The following is a 22,324-nucleotide window of genomic DNA, read 5'->3' as shown; positions in this document are numbered from 1 at the left end:
ATTGGTCTTGCACTCATTTCATCCAAAGGGAGCGATTCATGATGCGAAAGACGATTGCAGCGATTGTGACGTTGGGGACGGTTTCGTCGATGTTGGCGGGCACGGTATACGCGGCCACAAACACGACCAACGCGACGAGCACGGGTAATACGGCGAATACGACGGCAAGTGCGACATCGAATGCCACGTCGAACACGACGGGCAGTGCGCCGACGAACCCCAACGTGCTCACGCAGAAGAGCGCGGTGTATCAGCTGATTGAGGTGTTCAACACGATCCCGAGTTGGCCGACAGGTCTCCAAAGCATCGATCCTGCCACCCAAAATGCCCAGTGGGATTGGAAGTACAAGCCAATTCCACCGTCACAGTGGGTTGGGTTGGCGTGTGTATTTCCGGGAGACCCGGAGTCGAAGTACGCGGCCGACTTGGGCATTCAGATGACGGACCCGAACGGACCGGTGACGGCGGGGCAACTGGCGCAGTGGATTGTGGACTGGGAAGTGAAGGCGCGCCGTGTGAACATGGCGTGGGAGCCGTCGCAGGACCCGTACACGCTGTTGCAGGACTTCTCGTTCTTCTACGGGACGGACGTGAAGGGGCCGAACAGCGTGCTGACCCAGAAGGACATGATGGCGATCCGCAACAACATCGTGGAGGTCAGCCGTGGGTGGCGGCAGTTGGGGCCGAACAGGGTGGAGTTGTTGGCGCCGCTTGTTGACGCTGAGTATAGCGTATCTGCGGCATTTAGGGGTCTTGCTCGACCGGGATACGAGTTCAAAATGTCTCAATGGCCATCTGTCTATCTCCAATTGATCAAAACTGTGGATTCCCAAAACTATACGTTTCTATCGAATGGAAACGTTGTGTATAGATACACACGCGGTACAGGGTATACCCCAAACATTAATGGGGTGTTCTTGGATTCTAACCAACATGCATACAGTGCTTATTCATTCTCCGATTCCATAGCCATTAAGGCTTATCAGACAAACAATCCATCTTTACAAGAACAGGAGTTTTACGAGCCAGACTATCAGGTGTTTTCCCCGTATGAACATAAGGTGAGTGCTTATGATTCTTCAGTTGGTTTTGTCTCCCCCAAAGTTGGGGAATGGTGTTTTGAATCTGCGACTACTATCACCGATCCCTACAACGCAAGACAAGGTGGATGGGTAGCAAGCGGTTTGACGTTTGAATTTCTGTATTCGAAGGGGAAGTTGCAAAGAGTAGTTCAGTTGCAAGCTGCAGGACTGAATTACCCTTCGGAGGTCATGCAGTATGGATAAAAAGACCAAAATCATTTCGTCCATCACTGCGGGCGGTCTGTTCATTTCGGCTATGCTTGTGAGTTTTTCGCCTGTCGAGGCTGCTATTTCTAACGGAGATTTAGTTCAAGTTAAACTCAATGGAGGTGCGTGGACTAACGGTAACATTCAAGACAATTTCACAGGAACAGGAGATAACATGGGTATCGGTGGTAATAACGGATCTACACAAGTTCCTGCAGTGGAAGTAGCCAATCAACAAGCGATGAATGGGTATGGTCCTGGAGATTACATCTTTACTCAAGCTACCGAGATACCAGGAAACGGAGCGAATCCGGTTTGGATTCAACATTTTCTGGGTAACTATGGATTTGCGTTGGAAGATAAATCACAGCCCAGTTCCAAACCTATTTATGGTTACTACGCCGGCTCCGACGTCTACACGCTGTCGGGGTGGTACGCGCAGCCGAACCCGTACAGCAACCCGTACTGGTACGCGCCAGGGCAGTACGTGCACCTGGCGCCGTACGCCAAGCCTTACGTGCGCATTGACAGCGTGCAGAACGGGCAGTCGCTCGTGCCGGGGAGTACGGTCACGGTGACGGACACCAACAACGACCCAAGCGATGACGGGACGGGCAATCCGGACAAAGTGCCCCAGTCGGGTACGCCGTCCGGGCTCATCGCGGTGTGGTACTTCAACAACATGGGCACCTACGTGAACGCAGACGTCGGCCACTCGAACGAGCAGGTCGCGACGTTATGGGTTCACGCCATGGCAGGACACGTACATCCCTATAAATCCCCTTTAATCCTCAATTTCTACCTCATTTATTTCCGGGAAATCAAGAAATTCACCAAGAGACATGCCAAATCCTTTAGCTATTTTATTCAGAGTTGCCAGTCCAGGGTTTTGGCTTCTTCCATTCATGATACTAGCTATAGTCGATTGAGAAATGCCTGATATTAGTGCCAATCTATTTACTGTTATGTTCTTTTCTTTACACAAAGTTTTAATCCGCAAGGAAATGGCCTCGCTTACTGTCATAAAATCACTCCGATACTCACGAATTACTTGTTGCATTCATTTTGATGCAAACAATTTATCGCTAACAGTTTACATGAAAGAGTTCTGGACGAGGTAGTTTCAAATTTCTTAGCGATATAACGTTGACACAAAGAGGCTCGAAACATAAACTACGTTGTAGTTAGCGATATATAGCTAATTTGCTGAAGGGGTCTTATGATGAGGATATCTGAAAAAATACGACATCTGAGACAGGAATATGGATGGTCTCAATCGGAATTGTCCAGAAAAGCAAGAGTACCTCAAACAACCATAAGCGGAATTGAGAGAGACAGGCATTTTCCTACCTTGAAGCATCTATTTCAAATTGCCTCTGCGTTTGGAATCAGCTTGTCTGAGTTACTCAAAGACGTCGACGACTTCGAGAGAAGAGGATAATAGCCGATTCTCTTGTAAGAAAGGCTGGAAGAACTATGCCTTGGAAAGGCGAAGAAAACAACAATCACAAAATTGAAACGATATGGGGGAATAAGCTTTTAGACGATGGGTTTCTTGGAATTCCAAACATCATTGTTCGTAATTATCGGCATCTCGGAATAGAGCATGGCGAGTTTGGCTTTATTTGCACCATCCTGACATACAAACACGACACGAGTGATCCATATCCGAGCCAGGAGAAACTAGCGAAACATATGAAGTGCAGTGTGAGGCAAATTCAGAAGTGGACAGACAGCTTATGCGAAAAGGGATTGCTACTTGTCGGGCAAAGGAAACATATAGATAAAAAAACTTGGAGCACTAATATATACAATTTCCGTCCGCTTGTCGAAAAGGCGTTAGAAATAGTTGGTGAAAAGGATTTGCCTAACGAAGGGGAATTCTTCGATGTCGTGTACCGGAAACCGCACGAACCTGGGGAACAGACGGAACCGTCCGAACTTGAGGTTCATATGGAGCCGGGCGAACTTCAGGTACAGATGGAACACGAACCTGAGGTACGGACAAATAGATCATTTAAAAGACTAGAAGATGACGAAGAAGACGAAGATCGCGCGCACGCGCGCGTGTTCCATATTGAGGAAGATGAGCGTGATGTCCTCGCCGACCTTCTCGACATGCCAGCAAACATTACAGTCCCGAGCGACGCCCAGGTGGACACATACGATACCCAACTGCCTACTTCCACTCCTCCAAGCGCTTGGACGAATGAGGACGACCCCTACATGGCCATCGACCAGCGCATGACGATGCACCTAGGACGACCCTACTTCGCCAAGGGGAACGACTATCGGGCACTCAAGGAACTCACGGCCAGCGGCGTCCCTATGGACTTCATCCTGGCCGGCATTGACTACACGTTCGCCACGTTTGCCGACCGACGTCCGCGCAGTTTCGCGTATTGCGCGGAGGTCATCAAGGAGCGCTGGGTGGCGGAGATCGCCAAGCGACAGCCCGTCAAGGCTGTAAACTGGGCCGAGTATCGCGAACATTGCGTGAAACCTCAACCTTCACCGTCGCCTCACCGGACGAGCCGAACTCGCACATCCCAGCCGACACGCAGGGAGCGCATCCGCGACGAGCGGTACGCGGAGTTCTATGCACTCTTCCCGGATGAGTGAGGAGGTGACGGCGATGGATGGGCACTACACGTACGCGCTCATGGGTCCGACGAGTGAGCACATGGTGACGTGTGAGATGCAGCCGGACACGTTCGTGGAGGTTCTGCGCGGGGCGTTCGAGGCGATCGGAATCCGCTTGGACGACCTTGTGTTGCGGATCTACGTGCAAGAAGGCGCAGGCGGGTGGCAACTGGTCCACGGTCGCGTCAAGGACATGAGGGAGGCCCAGCAAACGTGCCTTTTGCCTATGCCCCCGGAACCGACGTCTGCCGCTCCGAATGTGCTCGATGACGCGACGTATCAGGAGATCGGGTACGCGGCGCTGAACCTGTACCGGGTGCTATGGCAGTCCCGCCAGCGCATCAAGGCGACGAGCTTGAAGACGAAAGTTCGAGTGCGGCAGTCGCTCCGCGCTTTGGAAGTCCAAATGCGGCTGATTGAACAGGCCGTGGAGGGCACGGAATGGTGGGAACTGTTCCGGTTGCGGTATCAGCAGGGCAAGAAGCTCGTGGCTTGTGCGATGGAACTGCACATGTCGTCGCGGACACTGAACCGCGAAATCAGCGACATGGCGGTACACGTGGGGCGGATGCTCGCCACGGTGCTGAAAGAGCGGGAGCTTGCTGAGTTGATGGAGGCCGCGAAGCGCGTGCCAACGATGCCGAGTCGGATGGGGCGTGTGGTGCGGTTTGAGCAGCGGGCGTTGTGGAACGAGGTGAAAGGTTCGTGAGATGCGAAGGAGGATGACTTTGGTACAATAGACCCCGGTATGGAACAAGCCTTGGGGCACCTCCACCCGCTGAGCGGGAGGAGGTGGGGCCGATGAGTGTGTACGATGCGCTATCGCTCGTATTCCAGTTCGCATCCTTGATGGTTGCCGTTCTGGCGCTTGTCGTGACCCTGGTACTGGCGCTTAGGCGCAAGTAACCGCCCCATCGCGCTGCGCTGCCTTGGGGCGGTTACTGCCTGTCCAAATGAATTCTGGCGGGTGGAATGCTCAAGGCATCCATGCCAGGGGAACGCGGAGCTGGCACCTCCGAGTTCCCTATTTCAGTTTAAGCATACCACATCGGAATGATTCTGCAATGCCAGACGATGGCCATCGCGCAGGGGAAGCGCGGCGCGGTATACTGGAGGCAAATGAGCACGATGAAGGTCGCAAGAAGCGGAAACGATATCGTCGCGAAACACTTAACGAACGCCTTGCCGGGCGAGGTGCTGTCGGTCATCGGCATCCACGATGCACATGTGGTGCGCGCGTTGCCGACGGAGTTGCCGCAGGTTGAGGTGCACCAGGAGTTCACGGACATATTGCTGGAATTGGCGGATGGGCGTCTGTTGCATCTCGAGTTTCAGACGACGCGGGAGCCGAATCTGTACCGATTCGGTGCATACGATTGGGCGATTGCCGAACGATACAAGCGTCCCATTCGGACGGTGATCTTGTATACGCGCGACGTGACCGAGGCGCCGTGGAAGTTGGACGCGGGCAGCATGCAATACGCCGTCGAAAATGTGTACCTGGGCCACATGGACGGGGACGCGGCACTGGAGACCGTGAAGCGTCACCTGGCGGCGCATGAGTGGACGGAGGCAGACCGGGTGCGCTTGGCGTTCGCGTTCCACATGCGGTTTGAGCGTCGGACGCGGGAAGAAGCGTTTGGGGAGATTGTCGAGGTTGTGCAGCGCGTGCCTGATGTGCACGAACAGAACTACCTGGCGGCGCTGATTCTCGGCTTCAGCGGGCGTGTGATGGCGGATGAGCAAAAGGAGCGGCTAAGGAGGGTGCTGGAGATGACGGATTTTCTCAAGGAATTGGAGAAGGAGTTTGTCGAAAGAGGTGAGTGGTTAAAAGCTCGCGAGATTGCGAATAACCTGCTTGCAGAAGGCGTTCCTACGGAAGTGATTGAAAAGGCAACTGGATTGTCTCGTGAAGAATTGGAGGAACTTAGGAAGCATCTGCATTGAAGGTGCTGGAGATGGCGGATTTGCTGCGTGAACTGGAACGGGAATTTGAGAAGAAGGGGATTCACAAAGGCGAGCTCTTGAAAGCGCGCGAAATTGCCCATAACTTGCTCGCGGAGGGCGTTCCGACAGAGGTTATCGAAAAGGCAACGGGGCTTTCGCGTGAAGAGCTGGAAGAGCTTAAGAAGCATCTGCATTGAAGGTGTTGGAGATGACTGATCTGTTGCGTGAGCTGGAGCGGGAGTTTGAGGAGAAGGGGATTCAGAAGGGGTTGCAGCAAGGTCTGCAGCAAGGACTGCAACAGGGATTGCTCGAAGGCAAGCGAGAAGTCGCGCAACGCATGCTGGCTAAAGGCGCTAGTGTGCAAGATGTCGCCGACATGACAGGCTTGGACATCAAGGAGATCGAGGAAATCCGCCAAAATCTGCACTGAGCATTGTGTCCAAAGGGGACTCGGCATTCATGGCCGGGTCTCTTTTTGTGTCCGCTCAATCTGGCCTAAAGTTGGCGCAAACTCGCACGTTCACCGTGCTACGGTGGTGACAGTAGAACGGTCGCACACTTTGGCGCGAAAGTGGCGTGTTCTGCACGTTTGGACGCGCTAAAGTCAGGTTGGAAACGGGCAAGGAGGCGATCCAGCGTGTGCTAAATTGGTCTTGCACTCATTTCATCCAAAGGGAGCGATTCATGATGCGAAAGACGATTGCAGCGATTGTGACGTTGGGGACGGTTTCGTCGATGTTGGCGGGCACGGTGTACGCGGCCACAAACACGACGAACGCGACGAGCACGGGAAACACAGCGAATACGACGGCCAGTGCGACATCGAATGCCACGTCGAACACCACGGGCAGTGCGCCGACGAACCCCAACGTGCTCACGCAGAAGAGCGCGGTGTACCAGCTGATTGAGGTGTTCAACACGATCCCGAGCTGGCCGACAGGTCTCCAAAGCATCGATCCTGCCACCCAAAATGCCCAGTGGGATTGGAAGTACAAGCCAATTCCACCGTCACAGTGGGTTGGGTTGGCGTGTGTATTTCCGGGAGACCCGGAGTCGAAGTACGCGGCCGACTTGGGCATTCAGATGACGGACCCGAACGGACCGGTGACGGCGGGGCAACTGGCGCAGTGGATTGTGGACTGGGAAGTGAAGGCGCGCCGCGTGGACATGGCGTGGGAGCCGTCGCAAGACCCATACACGCTGTTGCAGGACTTCTCGTGCTTCTACGGGACGGACGTGAAGGGGCCGAACAGCGTGCTGACCCAGAAGGACATGATGGCGATCCGCAACAACATCGTGGAGGTCAGCCGTGGGTGGCGGCAGTTGGGGCCGAATAAGGTGGAACTTCTAGAACCGTTGATGGATCCGAGTGCTGTATCCGGAGCCTTCGTTTACTTAGCCAAACATCACGAAGATTGGAGCCTGTCGGACTGGCCAAAGGTGTATCTGGCATTCATCCGAACTGTGGACAGTCAAACTCTCACATTCGAACCGAATGGCAATGTGATTTACACGTACAAGCGGGGAACAGGATTAACGCCTAACGTAACGGGCGTGTTTGAAAAGGGAGTCGACACCGTATACAGCTCCTATTCCTATTCGGATCAGATAGGAGTAGAAGCGTATAAAGAAGACGATCCATCCCTTAATAGCAAAATATTTTATGAACCAGACTATCAAGTGTTTTCTCCTAAGACGCATTTGTCAAATTATCACTATAGCTATCCCGGATATGTGCCGCCATCAAACGGGCAAATTGCCTTTGAGTTATGGGGAACCGTATGCGATCCATATACAGCTAGAGTTGGAGGAGCGATTTTTATCGAGGGTATGTATGAATTCACTTACTATAACGGTCACCTAGTTAATGCACATCAAATTGGTCAAGAGTCCGAAAATTACCCGTCGGAAGTGACTAGATATGGGGACTAGGAAGCGAAAGCGGAAATTTGCGCTGGGGATTATGTCGCTGTTGGGTTTGTCAGTAGTTTTGGATTATCTCATGCCAAATGTGCGTGCGAATATAAGCAATGGCGACATTGTTGAAGTCATCGTTCCGTTTGGTAGTAATGGGGCGTGGACAAACGGGAATATTCAGCAAGGGTTCAGTGGTACAGGCGATAACATTGAGATTGGCGGCAATAATGGGTCGACCCAAATTCCTGCGATAGAAGTTGCCAATCAGCAGGCCATGAACGGATATGGGCCCGGTGATTATATCTTTACTCAAGCGACTGAGATACCCGGAAACGGTGGAAATCCGGTATGGATACAACACTTTATGTCATCTTATGGATTTGTTCTCAAAGATAAAAGCAACAATACATCGGGCTCCTACTACGCCGGCTCCGACGTCTACACGCTGTCGGGGTGGTACGCGCAGCCGAACCCGTACAGCAACCCGTACTGGTACGCGCCAGGGCAGTACGTGCACCTGGCGCCGTACGCCAAGCCGTACGTGCGCATCGACAGCGTGCAGAACGGGCAGTCGCTCGTGCCGGGGAGCACGGTCACGGTGACGGATACCAACAACGACCCAATCGATGACGGGACGGGCAATCCGGACAAAGTGCCTGGTTCGGGCACGCCGTCCGGGCTTATCGCGGTGTGGTACTTCAACAACATGGGCACCTACGTGAATGCGGACGTCGGCCACTCGAACGAGCAGGTCGCGACGTATGGGTTCACGCCATGGCAGGACACGTACATCCCGGCTATTGCGCCGACGAGATCGTTTCAGATCACGGTGCCAAGCGGTGCAAGCGGGAGCGGCATGCTCTACCTGTACTACGTGGATGGCATCGACCGTTACTACGAGGCCTCGTATGCCGTAAAGACGGCCGCACCAGCATCACCGCCGAGCGTGACGATCACGGCATCGCCTACGTCCCTGCCGACCGGGCAGTACAGCGTGGTCACGGCGACGGGAAAAAACGTGCCAAGCGGAGACATCCTCGAACTCAAGGACATCACGGGAGACCAGACGTTTGGTGGCTCCAATACATACGAGGATGGGGTCACAGGCGAAACCTCCCTCGCCACGATGGCCACGGCCAACACTCCGGAGACGGCGAAGTACCAAGCGTATGTGGTGAACCCGAGCACAGGGCATGTGGATGCGACATCGGGCACGGTGTCCGTCACGTGGACAAGCTCCGGTAACACGGGCGGAACGGGCGGCAATGGTGGAAATGGCCCGACCATCACCTTGAGTGCGTCGCCAACGTCGCTGCCTGTGGGGCAATACACGGGCGTTACGGCGACGACGAGCGGGAATATGTCGGGTGACTTTATTGAAATTTCTGACCTATCGGGAGCAGGCACGTTCGACGGCTCGAACACGTTCGAAGATGGCGTGGTGGGTGAGACGTCCTTGAGCGGGCCCGCGGTGAGCCAGACGCCGCAGACCGTCACGTATCAGGCGAGCATCATCAACGCGTCGACGGGGCAGACGGTCGCCATGTCGAATCAGGTGCAGGTGACGTGGGGGCAAAACGCAACTATCACGTTAACGGCGAATCCCACGAATCTCACCACGGGCCAACCTTCGACGTTGACGGCCACGGCGAGCAATGCACCGTCGCCTATGGACGAGATCAAGATCATCGACGAATCCGGGAAGAGCACGCTCGGCGGACAGAACTCGTATGTGGCGATGGGCAATTCAGCGAGCACACAGGCAACGGCAAATGCACCCGAGACTGTGCAGTATGAGGCGGAGCTGCTGTCCCCGATGGGGACCGTGATTGCGACGTCGAACACGGTGAGCGTTACCTGGGCGGGTGCCATAGGGTGTCCGTCGCAGTTAGCCATCATTGACCAGGGCGGAGTGACGAGTAATTCGGACACGCTCACGATTGTGAATCAAACGCCGGACGTGTTGCAGTTTTCGACCAACTCGCCTTCCATCACGTTGTCCCAGACATCCACGGCCGCGGGCATGGATGCGACGATCACAGCGACGTTCAGCGGAGGCGTAAACACTGGGACGCTCACGATTACTGACGCCTCGACGGGGTGTCAGCAGACTTACACGATCTACGATTCGAGCTACACACCGCCCGCATCGAACGATGTGACGTTGACGGCTAACCCGACAACGCTTGGCATCGGAGGAGCCACAACGCTAGCCGCCACCGTGGATACGGTACAACAGGGCGCATTCGTGGACATTTACGACGAGACAACGCACCAGTTTGTCTCCATGGGAACTTACGAATACGGCTACTCCATGCCGCCGTATTGGACGGCCACGATATCCGGCATGAGCGTGCAAGGCAATACGGCCACGGTGGAGTATTCCGGCACGTACACGGTGCAGTACACCAGCAATGTCGCGGGGCCGCAGACATTCGTGGCGTACGTTTGGGCGCCGGGTGTGTCACCCCAGGGTCCACCGTCGGAGGAGTCCGCGCCCGTCACGGTCACATGGACCAAGCCGACGATTACGCTCACGGCTTCGCCGACGAGCGTATTTACGGGACAATCCTCGACGATCTCGTACACGACGGTCGGATGGGCATCGGGCGATTATGTGACGGTCTCAGGCCAGGGCGGTCAGCACATGTGGTCGCAAACGGACGACACGAATCAAACTGATAGCTACGCCGAGACGGAATCGCCAACAGGCGGGAACAGCGTCACCGTGACGTACACGGCCAACTTGTACAATAGCGCGGGTACGTTGCTTTCGACGGCTACGGTGACGGTCAAGTGGGTGTCGCCGACCATCACGATGACCGCGAATCCGTCGACCAATGTGCCAGGAGAGTCGTCACAGATTTCGTATGCGGTGAATGTGCCGCTGCCAGCGGGGTACACCGTGCAGATTACGCCAAGCGGGAACGGCACGGATATGTGGAACGCCACGGGGTTGACGGGACAGACCGGGACGTACACGGAGACCGAGAACCCGCCAAGTGGGCAGACGGTCACAGTCAACTACACGGCAACTGTGTTCGACCTGAACGGTAATCCGGTCGCTACAGGCGGGACGAGCGTCACGTGGTCGAATCCGTGGACAGGCACGATTACACTGACCGCGAATCCGAAATATGTCCCGACTGGGCAAAGCACGACGCTAACGGCCACCACGTCTCAACCGATTCCGACGGGATGGAGCCTGGTTATCATGGACGAGACGACCGGGCAGACGGTTTCGACGTCAAGTATGTCGCCGGAAACGACGCAGTACACGTCATTTGATGCGGAGACGGATACGTTCATTGCTTGGTTGAGTGACGGTTATGAGCAGATTGGACAGGAATCCAATACTCAAACGGTCGTTTGGACGGGATTATCACTTAACGTAAATCCCATTTTGCTACCAGCAGGACAAGCGACAACTCTCACGGTTTCTGGACAGAACGTTCCGAGCGGAGACTTTTTGGTGGTTGTGAATGAGAGTACAGGACAGATGATAGGCTCGAGTTTGTCAACACCGTATACGGTTCAAGTCACGGAAGAGGAACCACAGACAGATAATTTTGTAGCCTATGTGTCAACCAATAGTGGGACGTCGGGGGAGCTTATTCAGAGCAATACAGTATCGGTCGACTGGTATGGAGTTATGCTAACGGCAAATCCGACTTATTTGCCGATTAACCACCAGTCTACTCTGACAGCAACAGCTCTGAATCTGCCTGCTGGATATGAGTTGAGTATCGTTGATCAAACAACGGGTCAAACAATTGCGATTGGTGAACCAGGGCAAACCACGCTGAGTGTTACTCAGTTGAGGAGCCAGATAGAGACCGATCAATACGTCGCACAAATTCTTAATCCTGGATATTCAAACAGCGGAGGGTCTATACAAGTAACGCCTGGATCAGCTTGGATAGGAACTTTCCAACCAGCCAATGCTTATTTCCTTGATGGTGCAGGACAGTGGGAAAATGAGGGGAATCCAGGCTCAACAGGGTTTCTCGAAGCAAACGTCTATGATCCTTACACAAATTCGTGGTATGCGGGTAGTTGGGGGCAAGGAGTGTTCCAGTTTGTAAATGGGTCATGGTTACCTGTCGGAGGCGGAAGCGATGCAGATGCGATGACATTTGATACGAACAATAGCACCATCTATGAATTGGCAACAAGCGGGATATATGCGTACAACGGAACAACATGGACAAATATCTATACGAACGCAGGAGGCGCATGGGGAGGGATCACATATGATCCCGATAACAATAGCTTAATTGCTGCAGACGATGCTCATGGGGTTACGATGTTCAATTTGAATACGAACAGTGCCGAACAAATCCCTATAAATTGGGCGGTTACGTCAACGTACTCGGATATCTATGACCCCCAGAACCGTACGCTTTATGTGAGCGACGGAGCTTTCGTTGAGGCATTGGATATGAATAATCCGAGTGGTTCATGGCAGCAAGTTGGGAATGAACTCCCATCTTGGATCTATGCGCTGGGGTATAACCCTTTAAATGGTGTAGTGTATGCTGGTGGTGCATTCGGGCTATATGCTCTGGAGCAAGGAACATGGGTTCCGGTCCTAAGTAGTCCAGGTGGAACTATTGATGCAATGTACATCAACGGTCAGGTTTCTGAGACTGTGTTGGATACGTCAACGCCTGTTTCAATCACTTGGTACAATTACGACCTTGAGTTGTCGGCAAGCCCAACCACGTTGCCGGCCGGCCAAGCGACGACGCTGACAGCCACAAGCACCACGGGCGGAGGTCCCGGCGATGTGATCGAGATCTACGATGAGACCACGGGCCAGGTTGTCGGCACGAGCACAGCGAATGCGTCGAGCTATTCCGCGACGTGGGCGGAAGGTGCACCGACTACGGATACCTTCATCGCGTGGTTTGTGAATCCGTCCGGCGGTCATGACCAGGCGAGCAATACGGTGCAGGTCACGTGGAATCAAGCCAAGCTCACGCTGTCGGACGCAGAGGTCTATCACACGCCCGCGTGGCAGCAGAACTTGGAGAACTACAACAACTACTACACGAACATCGATCCACAGCCGCAACTCGTGCGGTCGGAATCGGATTTCTGGGCGGGAGAAGACCTGCTGTTCAAGGTGAAGCCGTCCATCACGGACATTGCGCAAGCCTACGTGTACTTGCCGGCGATTAGTATGAACCCGATGATGCCACCGGGTTCGCCCATCAACTGGACGTCGCCGCCGCCGATTACGCTCACGTACAATCCGTCAGACGGCTATTTGGAGGGCGGTATCCCAACCGCATGGGATCCGTGGCTTCAGTACATGCAGGACGGGACGTACACGGTGACGTTCTGGGTGAAGTCGACGGACAACCAGGTTGCGACCGCGCAAGCATCGTTCACCATACGCGATACGTGGGTGAGCGGAAATGACCCCGGAACGTACTTCCACGAACATCAGACGTGGTGATAGAGGCCGCCTTCGGGCGGCTTCTCTCGTGTATCAAGATGGCGTAAAGATGGCGCGCTTGACAGCGCCTGAGATGATAGAGTCGGCTTTGGAAGGAGCGGATGTGCAAGATGTGGACAAAACGGTGGACAGATTTCCTTGCCGTATCGATACTCACGGCGACGGTTACGGGGTGCGGGACGATTCCGCATGCGGTGTCACAGACATCTTCGACCGCAATACCCGCGCCGTCTGTGCACGCGGTGGTAGATAGGCTCCCGGGGCATCTCCAAGCGAAGCTGATCGGGTTTGACGTGCGCAAGAAGCGCGTCAGCCATCTGCCGATCGCGGTGAAGGGCACAAATGTGCTGTACATCTCGCCAATGGAGCAATACGCGATCCAGCAATTTCAGCAGATTTGGCCGCGTCTGAAGGCGTATCCCGTGGTGGTATGGACGGGCGTGACTAAGGCGCAAGCGGAGATGGTGTGGCGTAAGGAGGGCTATCCCGGCGACCCTCTTCCGTCTCAGCAAACAGAATACGTGTCGCAGACCATTCCGACGCCGGATGCGTATCACCGTGACGGCAAGGCGTGGGTGGAGGTGCCGGGGATTTTGCCTGCTTCACAACTGGAGGATTGGGTGACATTTTTCCGCTGAATCTGCCCCGGAATATAAAATTCTCCTATGTTTTATCGACACGTGGTTGAGGCGATGATAAGGTCCAATCAGGGATAGGTACAGTTCATACGAAAAAGAGAAGGGGGCGGTGTGGGCCGTCCCCTATGATTTTGGCGTGATACGTGGAATGACGGGGCGTTTCCCTGTCGAGGACCCCGACTGAGGCGTTTGGGGAGAAGGCGGGATTGACGAGTCATCCGAGGCGGGTGAACCCGTCTGAACGGGTTTCATACCGCCCTCGCCTCGCATTTCAGCCTCAGCTTGAATGCCAAGTAAGATGAGCTGCCGGACGCGCTCAGCGCGCCGGCGTTTCGGTGTTTGTTCAATGACCTCGGCGATTTCACGGTCATATTCGTCGTCATAGGAGAGGACGTATCTGCGAATCGTCATGATTCTTCCGCCCCTTGTGCCAATGCGTACTTGTACAGTCCCCTTGCCACCGCCAATTGCGGTTCAGGAGCGATACGAATACTCGGCATCCAAGCGAGGAAGTAGTTGCGGAAGGCCTCGCCGGAGCCGCCTGCGAGAATCACGCGCCCAAAACTCGAACGGTCAGGGTACGCATATTGGATGCCCTGTTGCATGCGATCCCAGACCTGCCGCATGGCGCGCTCGCGAAGATTGGTGATGTTCATCCGAAGTGCGCCGTATTCGAACCAAAATTCTTGTGCTCCGTCTTGTGCTCTCAATTGAGCTTCCAGGTCGTACGCGGTTGCGTACACTTTCGGCTCTTCACGCCGGATTTCCTCCAGGATGAGCTGATACACGTCGTTCAGGCCTGCAGGAATGCTGGTTTGACGTGTGAGCTCCAATCGGTGAATCTCGCTCAAGTCGAGCGTGCCGGAGCCACTGTCGATCACGAGTACGTCTTGTTTTTCAAGCTCCTCATCCACCACAAGACCATCTTGGTCGAGATACGCATCGAGGAAGACCCCAAATGGCTGCGGGATGACCTCCAAGCGCTTAATCATGACCACCACTTGTTCGCCGTTCTTTGCCCCGGTGACGGGTTCAGAGAACCAGCGCTGCATGATTTCCACGGTGCGCGTGGTGAAGTCCTCTGACGGCGTGCCACACGCGACGACGACTTCGATCACCCCGGTACGCCCCGTCCGTGTGGCCGCATCCAGTAGTGCCAGCTTCGCCAGCGTCTCAAACTGCCGGCTCGCATAGCGTTGCTCGCGGTCGTAAGCGCCAATCGGCGTGCTGTGCATCGCATGGACGTTCTTATAGCCGAGGACGAAGTGTTCGCCCCCAAACGTGAACACGTCCACTTTGCGCGGTGCCGACTTGCCAGGCACGGACAACACCTGCCTCGTTGGGTCCACGCGGCCATACACCGAGGGCGTGGTGTCTTGGACGAGGGTGTCCCCGTCGCGCACGCACAAACCGATACTGCCGTTTCCTACGTCCAGACCAATGGTCAACATAGACGATAACCTCCATCTTTGCGCTTATGTATAACCAAATGACATTGTATCACACACCAATGCACAAAGAGAGTTTGATTATGCGTGAACTAATAATCAAACATCATGAAGTTACATAAAAGCATAAATGCAAATCGGTCATGATGAATCAAGTGAAATAAAAGAATCATGTAGTGATATTCAGTATGAAAGACGCTTGTTTTGTCACTTGATGTACATGCTATGCATAATCAAGTGACACTTATAATGCGTAATGAACCTAGAGCATCCGTGGTGAGAAACATGGCGTAAACTTGGCGCAATATGAACGCCCTAACTTGGTACGGTGAGATTAGGAGGGATGAAGTATGGCAAAGAGGATGCACCCTGTGAACAAGCTCAATTTGGAGATGCTTAAGAACTCGAATGATCCGCTGGATATGCTGAGGCAATGGGGCATTTTGATGTCCACGGTCTATGAAACTCTCACGCAGCTCACGATGAATGAAGATGATGAACTTGTGACGGAATACTTATCTGGGATCGAAGAGCTCGACGATAAGATCCAAGAGTATCTGTACGAAGAAGCGGCCGCTAGAATCGCGCATTTCGATGAAAGGACGAGCAAAGTAGTTTTCGACCAATGGCCGACCGGGCTGTGCCTGGTTCCATCCAATTTTGGCTTCGAGATTCGGAACCTCCCTGTATGGATGCTCGGACATGGGGCAAAGAGAAAGCATCATCCGTTGTATCACCGAGACCGTCCATTTATACGTCGGAGGCAATTGTGGTATTGGCTTGTTCATGAATTGAAGTGGAATTATCTGAACTCCGTTGCATCTTGGGACGATAGCTTGCTCCCGAAAAACCCGCCGAGATATGCACATATGAACATCCGATTTATGTCTAGGAACGATTATGAGATCCGCGATTTGGACAACTATGTCGTCTCTCTCCCAATGATAGTAAATGCTTTGGTCGCCAATGGACTGATTCAAAGTGATCGACCTGGGTATTTCACATATTCCGTGGAGTGGGTACAGAAACACGAACAGGATGAAGTTCAAGAGCCGACGACCACTCTAAGAGTGCGCTACCTTGAAAGACCGAATGTCTCTACGTTGTAAGATGTCGAGCGCCTATCTTGTAAAATGTCGCACTCCGCGCATTTTACACGTCGCTCTTTACAACGTAGCGAGAACGAATCTCCTGGTGTGACGGCGTTTTTGATTGAATTCCATGAATTACAATGCGTGAAGAGAATGCACGAGGGTAGCTGACAGCCACAAACTGCTTGCAGTTTGGGGGTGTCAGCTACCAAGCGCGATAGGCACTCAATGGGCGTAAGAGGGGACGATGCGGATGGGGAAAGCGGACGAATGGGAAGCGCGATCGGAGCAGCGAGCCGACGAGGTGAGCCGCGCATTGGTGCGAATGGGCGTGATGACGCACGGACAGCTGACGCGCTTACTCGGAATCAACCCGAAGAGCGAACGTGACCTCATACGGCGGTGGTGGGACAGATTCGAGGAGCAGCACAACGTGGCGAAGTGGGTGGCGTCAAGTCGATACAGCGTTCCTGGCAATCGCGTGATGCGGTTGGTGCGATTGACAGATGCTGCGTTGACCGAGTGGGCGGAACGAGAAGGAATTCGACGCGCGCGCAACCGGGTAAAGCCACGCATGCTCGCACAGACCATCAACATGGGTGAAGTGCTTATCGCACTACGTCGAGATGGTGCGCTGTATGACGAGTGGGACATGATGCTCCCGCAGGACGGGGACGAAGGACTCCACGCATGGCTTGTGAAACAGGATGACCCAGACTATCGCATGGGGTTGTTCTTATTGCCGACACGCCTCACGCAAGAAGAACAGGGTAAGAAGGGCCTCATTTATCATGGCGTGATTCGACGCGTAATTCAAAACACGAAAATACGGGACACGCTGTTTCTGGTGCCGAGAAAGTATTACACGGTGGCGCTCCGGTTGTTGTCGTACATTGAGCAAGTTGGCGGCGGGCTGTATGTGTTGCCCTTTGAAGCGTTTCTCAAGAACCCTGGTTGGTATTTGGACAGCATTTACAGAGGTGAGTCGCAGCAACGCGCGTCGCTCATAGATGTCCTTCGCCCGGTTCGAAAGTTGAATATGCCTCTCCAATATCAGTTTGCAGCGCTGGTGCAATTGCCAGATGGTCGTTATCGAATGATCGATACGTACACGAGCGGGGATGTGAAGCGGGTACAGAATTGGATTCGCTTTGTGCTCGGCTACCAAGTCCCGAACACCGGCCAGGTCGCGGGCGCGGACGTGTACGTGTTCGACGAGACGATGCGCGAGGGGCTTGATGCCGTCTTGCGGATGAAATCGAAGAAGCGCTTCGACGTGAGCATGGTCGAGGTCCACGCCTGGCCGGAGGGCATGGTGACACCAAAGCCGGGTCGAGATGAGCTGCGGGATGCGTTCGACGAGGTGGACGATTCGCACATCGACTGGGACGCGTGGCTGAATGAGCCGTGGTAACGCGGTACGCCCCGGAAGATGGGCGCGGACGCGAGTCCGAGCACGTCTTCCGGGGCAAGCGAAGGCAGAGGCAAACATCGTGAAAGAGGAGCGAATTCAAGATGCCCAGACTTTCGAAAGATGCGCTGGTTCCACCGGAAAAGCGCGATACCTTCATTGCATGGCTCATCAACAAGCGAGATGAGCTGGGATTTACGCAGAAAGACATGGCCGACTTTCTCGGGCTTTCGCTTTCCTACTACAACGCCATTGAGAATCGGAAACGGAACCTGAGTGCCAAGCTGGTCATCCAGTTGGCGTCGAAACTGCCCCAGGGCCCGCGTTTTGCGGTGCAGTTATTGGGGCCGGAAGTCGTCGGGAAGTACATGAACTTGATTCAGCTTCCGCCGGAGAAGGAAGAGGAGTATGAGGCGGAGGATGCCCTATTGGACGCGATTCAGCAGCGTGAGAAGTCGGCCACCGACTATCTCGGCCTGTTACGGAGCGTCTTGCATCACTCCAATGCGGTCATGGCTGTGAGCGTACAACCGAACCTGTGCTGGTTTGGGTTGACGCCGGAGGATGTCGCCATCATTACGCCGGTGACCGATCTCAAAGCGTTGATACCCGGACAGCTGGTGTATGTAGTCGACCGAACGGCCCAAGCAGGCGAGTTTGCGTTTGTGCGGGCACTGCATGGGAAGGAACTCACGAGTGTCGAATCGACCCTCATGATGATGCTCGACCTTCCACGGGATACGACGCAACTGTTTGAATGGGGTATTGACCCTCGACGTGCGCTTATGTCTTGGAATGCTGACGATCCCAACCTCATGGTCTGCGAAGTCGTCACCATCTGCAAGGCTTCACCGTCACGTATCGTTCCGCTTACATCGCCAGGATATGAGGAGTGGAGTTTACTCGAGCGCAAAACCATTCTCCAGCAAGGTATCGTGTATAACCGACTGCGGCAAGAGATGAAGGAGACGCTTCAGAAATTTCGCCGTATCATGGCAACGCAATAGGAGCTGGGTTTTCACGATTCCCCGAGGGGAAGCGCCGACGTTCCAAATGCCACGTGAATCTTGCTATGCCACGGCCTGGCGATGGTGCAAGATGTGCCATGTTGTCGCAAAACTGGCGTATGGTAACTGTGCCGATTTGCTGCACATGTGAATCATGCTTGGGAGGAGAAACAAGTGGCCAACACGATGATGTACGAAGCCGTAGCGGCCAAATTGCGCGAGTTCTACGAAGCGCACCAGCGCCCCATCGGACCGACGGAGATTGGTCTTGCGCTTGGGTTCAGCTATCAGCAGGCGTCGGCGCGGACATCTCCGATGTTGAAGCGCTTAGTAGCGGAAGGTACGGCGAAACGAACGCCAAACGGTATGTATCTGCCCGTGTTAGACGCGAACATGTCTGGCTGAGAACACATGCCACGCGCCTGGGTCAACGAGACGCAGGCGCACGTTCGCGGCTCAACTGAGCGAGTTCTCGTCGGCACGTCCCACAGACAGGTTTGTGTCGGAACAAACTCGTGCCGTCGATTTGGCCGCAGAACACACAGCCGGGCGCGTACTTGCGGAGTACAATGCGGTCGCCATCAATGAACGCTTCCACGCTGGAGTGTGGGAGAATGCCAAGCGTGTCGCGGAGCGATTTCGGCAATATCACACGGTTAAGCGCATCCAAGTTCCGCACGATTCCGACCGATTTTCTCATCACACAGACCTCCAACTACTCGATATGCCGAATGTCTTCTTCTCTTCGAGATATACAAAACTGCTTCTGCCGGCGTCTGGCTTAAAGTTGGCGCAACGAGGCGAAATGTCCCGTGTACGATGGTAGACAAACCGTTGTACGGGAGGCGACTGCGTTGCAACAGCCACAATGGACGCGCGACATCGTGATGGTCAACCCGAACGAACTTGTACCTCATCCACGACGGGACGAAGCTGGCGAACGGTACGATACCCCCGAAGCCATGGACAACTTGCCGACGAACCTTGTTTCTCTCCAAGCGAACATTCTCCAAAACGGAATCCGCGAACCGCTGTTGGTGCAACGTTCGACCAACATCCTGATGACAGGGCATTTTCGTCGCGCTGTCGCGATACAAGCTGGCTGGACAGAAGTGCCCGTGCAGTACTTGGACGTGACGGACGAAGAAGCCTACGCAATCATGCTCGCGGACAACTGGGAGCGTAACACGGGTATCATGGAGGACTACATGGCTGTGGCTCGGAACATGTTTTACTTTGCATTGCGGTTGAAGTTGTTAAATGAAATAGATGATGATTCCGTGGATATATCTCCCTCTCGGAAGCAAGAGGGAACCGTACCCAGTTTTTCTTCGGAAATCGTCCATTTAGTCAGCAAAAAATTTGAGCGTTCGAGAGCAGTAGTGCGCAAGCATTTCGCGTTGTTAAAGCTAATTCCTGAACTTCAGCATTGGATTAGCGAGAAAAAGATTGGTTTCGAGGGCGGCGCCATGCTTGCCGGTATGAGTGAACAAGCCCAGCGCGATTTCATGCGCGACTATGCGGACTGGCCCAAGATTTCGGACAGCGACATCAAGGCGTTTCGGAATACATGGGAAAGCATCGTAGAACGCCAAACCAACGGATTGGGCGCGGCGGAGAAGCCGATATCGATACCAGAACCTTCATCGGAAACGCTGGTTGCAGAATGGGAAGAAATGCGATCCGACGAGAGCGTACCACACATCACGAAATACGCCTCGGATGCTTACGAGCTGTCTGTGGTTGCAGATGGGGGCCGTCATCAGCCAATGTACTCTGCAGAAAAGCGTTCGATTTCTATCGTGGACGTTCCGGAACACAAGACGTTGCTGGCCAGAAATAGGTTGGCTTTGCTCGTCAAAAAGCAAAGAAGAGCCATGGAACGAATGACGAACGAGCTGAGTCAGCAGGCCGAGGCCTTGATGGAAGAGATTAAAGAGGGCGGTCTCCAAGAGATGATGGAGGACATTGAGCAGTTGGAGTTCCACACGAAGGGCATGTTGGCGTTGATCGAAAATTTGAAGTTGCACGACCGGGAAGCGGTGCAACGACTGAGCGATATCTTTGAGGAGTTCGAAGACCATGCATAAGGAAGGAGACCTGCTCGTCGTCGATACATGGACAGGGCGAGAAGAACGCTTTTCTTATGACGAGGCGTCAGCCAAGCGATCTGAATGGTTAAGCCAGTATGAAAATCGAGAGCGCTATCGGTTTTATTGCTTATGTCGCGGTCACGAACGGATCCGACTCCATTTGGTAAAACGCGAGCATTGGCACTTGGCGTCAAATCCGGGACAGGCAAGACTACATGCGCCTCATTGCGGTTTTTATCGGAATGAGGTTGTTCGAATCGTGGAACGCCGAAAAAAGCAGTTTGGCATTGAGACGGTTGAAACGGTGAATGAAAAAGGAGAGCGCGTTGCATCGCTAATTTTCCACGTTGATGACTTTTTTTCGGCAGATCAAGAGCAAACAGAAGAGCATGAACCACCGACTCCGAACATGAGTTCAGCTGCGGAGACAGAGCGCACAATTCTTCCAGAAAAACGTATCATCGTGCGCGGAGAGCGGAAAGAACGTGGGAAGCTGACGTTTTCGGGTTTCCTACGCGAATGGTATCGAGTTGGGTTGCAATGGTACGAGCATCATCAACAGCGCCAAGCGAAAAATGTTTCCGAATTGCTGTATGGTATGTGGCGAGTGATGCTCGACGGAACGATCACGTTCCACGACGGCAAAGACCCACGTGCATTGCTCTTCATCCCCAACCGCTACGTTGAACCTTGGCACGGAGAGCGCCAGAAAATTGTCGTGGGTCAACTCGGCGATCGGAGTCGAAGTGGCTCGGGCGAATTCTGGCGTGTGGACGGGATTTACGCAAAAGGCACGTCGCTGCGCGCCAATTGGAACGTCCTCGTAAGTGAAGTCCACTTGTGTCCCAATCCGCATATCGGCGCACTAGTGGCGCTGCGAGTCAAACATGAGACGGATCAACTCATGAGCGTCTGCCCGGCCAAACAAGCGTTGATCGTAGAGCGAGATGGATGCGCTTGGGTGGATAGCTTGGTTGAATATCAATTCCACGAAATATTGATGAACGGCTTGCAGCGTCGACCGGATGTCAAGGTGGAAAAACCTCTGGAAGGGTTGGTTGAGTACGATGGACGCAGACCTGATTACGTATTGCGGATGGAAGGCAAACCGCCACTCATCATAGAGATTTGGGGAATGAGTGGGAAGACGGACTATGATGAGAGCAAAGAAAAACGGCAAGCATTCTATAGACAACTCGAGAAACGGGGCGAACTCCGTTTTCTTGAGTGGGATTCACGGAACCCGAGAGAAAGGGCTGCCGTACTTCGCAACATCGGCTTATGGATGAAGAAATAAGTATTCGGTGCGCTTATTTCTTTGAGAGATACAAATGTTGGATGACGGTGGAGGTGACAGTGGAGGACAAGCGTCGGTT

General features: G+C 53.9%; 22 protein-coding genes and 1 pseudogene. 18 read left to right on the top strand and 5 right to left on the bottom strand.

The features are described from left to right. Window positions 1-13: 13 nt before the first annotated feature. A complete protein-coding gene (locus AACI_RS17050; RefSeq protein ID WP_245530841.1) occupies window positions 14-232 on the bottom strand; it encodes a hypothetical protein in 219 nt (72 codons plus the stop codon). A 13-nt stretch (window positions 233-245) separates the two neighbouring features. On the opposite strand from AACI_RS17050, the gene AACI_RS15040 reads away from it, so the two are divergent. Then, a complete protein-coding gene (locus tag AACI_RS15040; RefSeq protein WP_245530840.1) occupies window positions 246-1,286 on the top strand; it encodes a hypothetical protein in 1,041 nt (346 codons plus the stop codon). Next, complete coding sequence (locus AACI_RS17345) at window positions 1,279-2,229, top strand: hypothetical protein (RefSeq protein ID WP_015759776.1); 951 nt, start codon at window positions 1,279-1,281, stop codon at window positions 2,227-2,229. The genes AACI_RS15040 and AACI_RS17345 overlap by 8 nt, the downstream gene beginning before the upstream one ends. Here the strand turns inward: AACI_RS17345 and AACI_RS17340 are convergent. After that, a pseudogene (locus tag AACI_RS17340) lies at window positions 2,164-2,313 on the bottom strand (helix-turn-helix domain-containing protein); the annotation flags it as partial. The gene AACI_RS17345 and the pseudogene AACI_RS17340 sit on opposite strands and share 66 nt — an antisense overlap. 195 nt (window positions 2,314-2,508) lie before the next feature. On the opposite strand from AACI_RS17340, the gene AACI_RS17335 reads away from it, so the two are divergent. The 7 genes from AACI_RS17335 (at window position 2,509) to AACI_RS15010 (ending at window position 6,309) form a co-directional block, all read left to right on the top strand. Continuing rightward, window positions 2,509-2,730, top strand: coding sequence for a helix-turn-helix domain-containing protein (locus AACI_RS17335; protein WP_081442674.1), 222 nt, complete (start codon window positions 2,509-2,511; stop codon window positions 2,728-2,730). Between the two features lie 35 nt (window positions 2,731-2,765). After that, window positions 2,766-3,911, top strand: coding sequence for a helix-turn-helix domain-containing protein (locus AACI_RS16180; RefSeq protein WP_015759775.1), 1,146 nt, complete (start codon window positions 2,766-2,768; stop codon window positions 3,909-3,911). Then, on the top strand, window positions 3,904-4,641 hold the full coding sequence (locus AACI_RS15025; RefSeq protein WP_245530838.1) for a hypothetical protein: 738 nt from the start codon (window positions 3,904-3,906) through the stop codon (window positions 4,639-4,641). The genes AACI_RS16180 and AACI_RS15025 overlap by 8 nt, the downstream gene beginning before the upstream one ends. A gap of 92 nt (window positions 4,642-4,733) precedes the next feature. Continuing rightward, a complete protein-coding gene (locus AACI_RS17040) occupies window positions 4,734-4,838 on the top strand; it encodes a putative holin-like toxin (protein WP_015759773.1) in 105 nt (34 codons plus the stop codon). A gap of 222 nt (window positions 4,839-5,060) precedes the next feature. Beyond that, on the top strand, window positions 5,061-5,879 hold the full coding sequence (locus tag AACI_RS15020) for a transposase (RefSeq protein ID WP_015759772.1): 819 nt from the start codon (window positions 5,061-5,063) through the stop codon (window positions 5,877-5,879). Window positions 5,880-5,881: 2 nt separating this feature from the next. Continuing rightward, window positions 5,882-6,076 carry a hypothetical protein gene (locus tag AACI_RS15015; protein ID WP_245530848.1) on the top strand — a complete coding sequence of 65 codons (195 nt, stop codon included), beginning with the start codon at window positions 5,882-5,884 and terminating at the stop codon, window positions 6,074-6,076. Window positions 6,077-6,087: 11 nt separating this feature from the next. After that, the gene (locus AACI_RS15010; protein ID WP_015759770.1) at window positions 6,088-6,309 is read left to right on the top strand and encodes a hypothetical protein; all 222 of its coding nucleotides are present in this window, start codon (window positions 6,088-6,090) and stop codon (window positions 6,307-6,309) included. Between the two features lie 229 nt (window positions 6,310-6,538). On the opposite strand, the gene AACI_RS17035 is transcribed toward AACI_RS15010, so the two are convergent. Continuing rightward, complete coding sequence (locus AACI_RS17035; protein ID WP_245530837.1) at window positions 6,539-6,757, bottom strand: hypothetical protein; 219 nt, start codon at window positions 6,755-6,757, stop codon at window positions 6,539-6,541. Window positions 6,758-6,770: 13 nt separating this feature from the next. Between AACI_RS17035 and AACI_RS15005 the strand changes: the two genes are divergently transcribed. The 3 genes from AACI_RS15005 to AACI_RS14995 all read left to right on the top strand — a co-directional run bounded on the left by AACI_RS15005 (window position 6,771) and on the right by AACI_RS14995 (window position 13,898). Then, complete coding sequence (locus AACI_RS15005) at window positions 6,771-7,811, top strand: hypothetical protein (protein WP_245530836.1); 1,041 nt, start codon at window positions 6,771-6,773, stop codon at window positions 7,809-7,811. A gap of 58 nt (window positions 7,812-7,869) precedes the next feature. Further along, complete coding sequence (locus AACI_RS15000; protein WP_218917126.1) at window positions 7,870-13,260, top strand: beta strand repeat-containing protein; 5,391 nt, start codon at window positions 7,870-7,872, stop codon at window positions 13,258-13,260. 233 nt (window positions 13,261-13,493) lie between these two features. After that, on the top strand, window positions 13,494-13,898 hold the full coding sequence (locus tag AACI_RS14995; protein ID WP_245530835.1) for a hypothetical protein: 405 nt from the start codon (window positions 13,494-13,496) through the stop codon (window positions 13,896-13,898). 407 nt (window positions 13,899-14,305) lie between these two features. Here AACI_RS14995 and AACI_RS14985 read toward each other — a convergent pair whose 3' ends face one another. Next, window positions 14,306-15,349, bottom strand: coding sequence for a ParM/StbA family protein (locus AACI_RS14985; RefSeq protein WP_015759766.1), 1,044 nt, complete (start codon window positions 15,347-15,349; stop codon window positions 14,306-14,308). A 347-nt stretch (window positions 15,350-15,696) separates the two neighbouring features. Between AACI_RS14985 and AACI_RS14980 the strand changes: the two genes are divergently transcribed. From AACI_RS14980 to AACI_RS14965, 4 genes are all read left to right on the top strand, one after another. Beyond that, a complete protein-coding gene (locus AACI_RS14980; protein ID WP_015759765.1) occupies window positions 15,697-16,455 on the top strand; it encodes a hypothetical protein in 759 nt (252 codons plus the stop codon). Between the two features lie 235 nt (window positions 16,456-16,690). Next, the gene (locus AACI_RS14975; protein ID WP_245530834.1) at window positions 16,691-17,851 is read left to right on the top strand and encodes a hypothetical protein; all 1,161 of its coding nucleotides are present in this window, start codon (window positions 16,691-16,693) and stop codon (window positions 17,849-17,851) included. 101 nt (window positions 17,852-17,952) lie between these two features. Beyond that, window positions 17,953-18,855 (top strand): helix-turn-helix domain-containing protein, encoded by a 903-nt coding sequence (locus AACI_RS14970; protein ID WP_015759763.1) that lies wholly within the window; start codon window positions 17,953-17,955, stop codon window positions 18,853-18,855. Window positions 18,856-19,029: 174 nt separating this feature from the next. Beyond that, window positions 19,030-19,260: a hypothetical protein gene (locus AACI_RS14965; RefSeq protein WP_015759762.1), complete on the top strand. Its 231-nt coding sequence runs from the start codon at window positions 19,030-19,032 to the stop codon at window positions 19,258-19,260. Between the two features lie 22 nt (window positions 19,261-19,282). Here AACI_RS14965 and AACI_RS17030 read toward each other — a convergent pair whose 3' ends face one another. Continuing rightward, window positions 19,283-19,555, bottom strand: a complete 273-nt coding sequence (locus tag AACI_RS17030) for an AbrB/MazE/SpoVT family DNA-binding domain-containing protein (RefSeq protein WP_015759761.1) — start codon at window positions 19,553-19,555, stop codon at window positions 19,283-19,285. Window positions 19,556-19,709: 154 nt separating this feature from the next. Between AACI_RS17030 and AACI_RS14960 the strand changes: the two genes are divergently transcribed. Further along, window positions 19,710-20,945 carry a ParB/RepB/Spo0J family partition protein gene (locus AACI_RS14960; RefSeq protein WP_015759760.1) on the top strand — a complete coding sequence of 412 codons (1,236 nt, stop codon included), beginning with the start codon at window positions 19,710-19,712 and terminating at the stop codon, window positions 20,943-20,945. Next, window positions 20,938-22,245, top strand: coding sequence for a DUF1173 family protein (locus tag AACI_RS14955; RefSeq protein WP_015759759.1), 1,308 nt, complete (start codon window positions 20,938-20,940; stop codon window positions 22,243-22,245). Before AACI_RS14960 ends, AACI_RS14955 begins: the two co-directional genes overlap by 8 nt. Window positions 22,246-22,324: the final 79 nt, after the last annotated feature.

Origin of the sequence: Alicyclobacillus acidocaldarius subsp. acidocaldarius DSM 446, assembly GCF_000024285.1 — a bacterium.
Taxonomy (GTDB): domain Bacteria; phylum Bacillota; class Bacilli; order Alicyclobacillales; family Alicyclobacillaceae; genus Alicyclobacillus; species Alicyclobacillus acidocaldarius.
The sequence above is the reverse complement of the archived record's forward strand: the minus strand, read 5'-3'. Positions and strand labels throughout refer to the sequence as shown.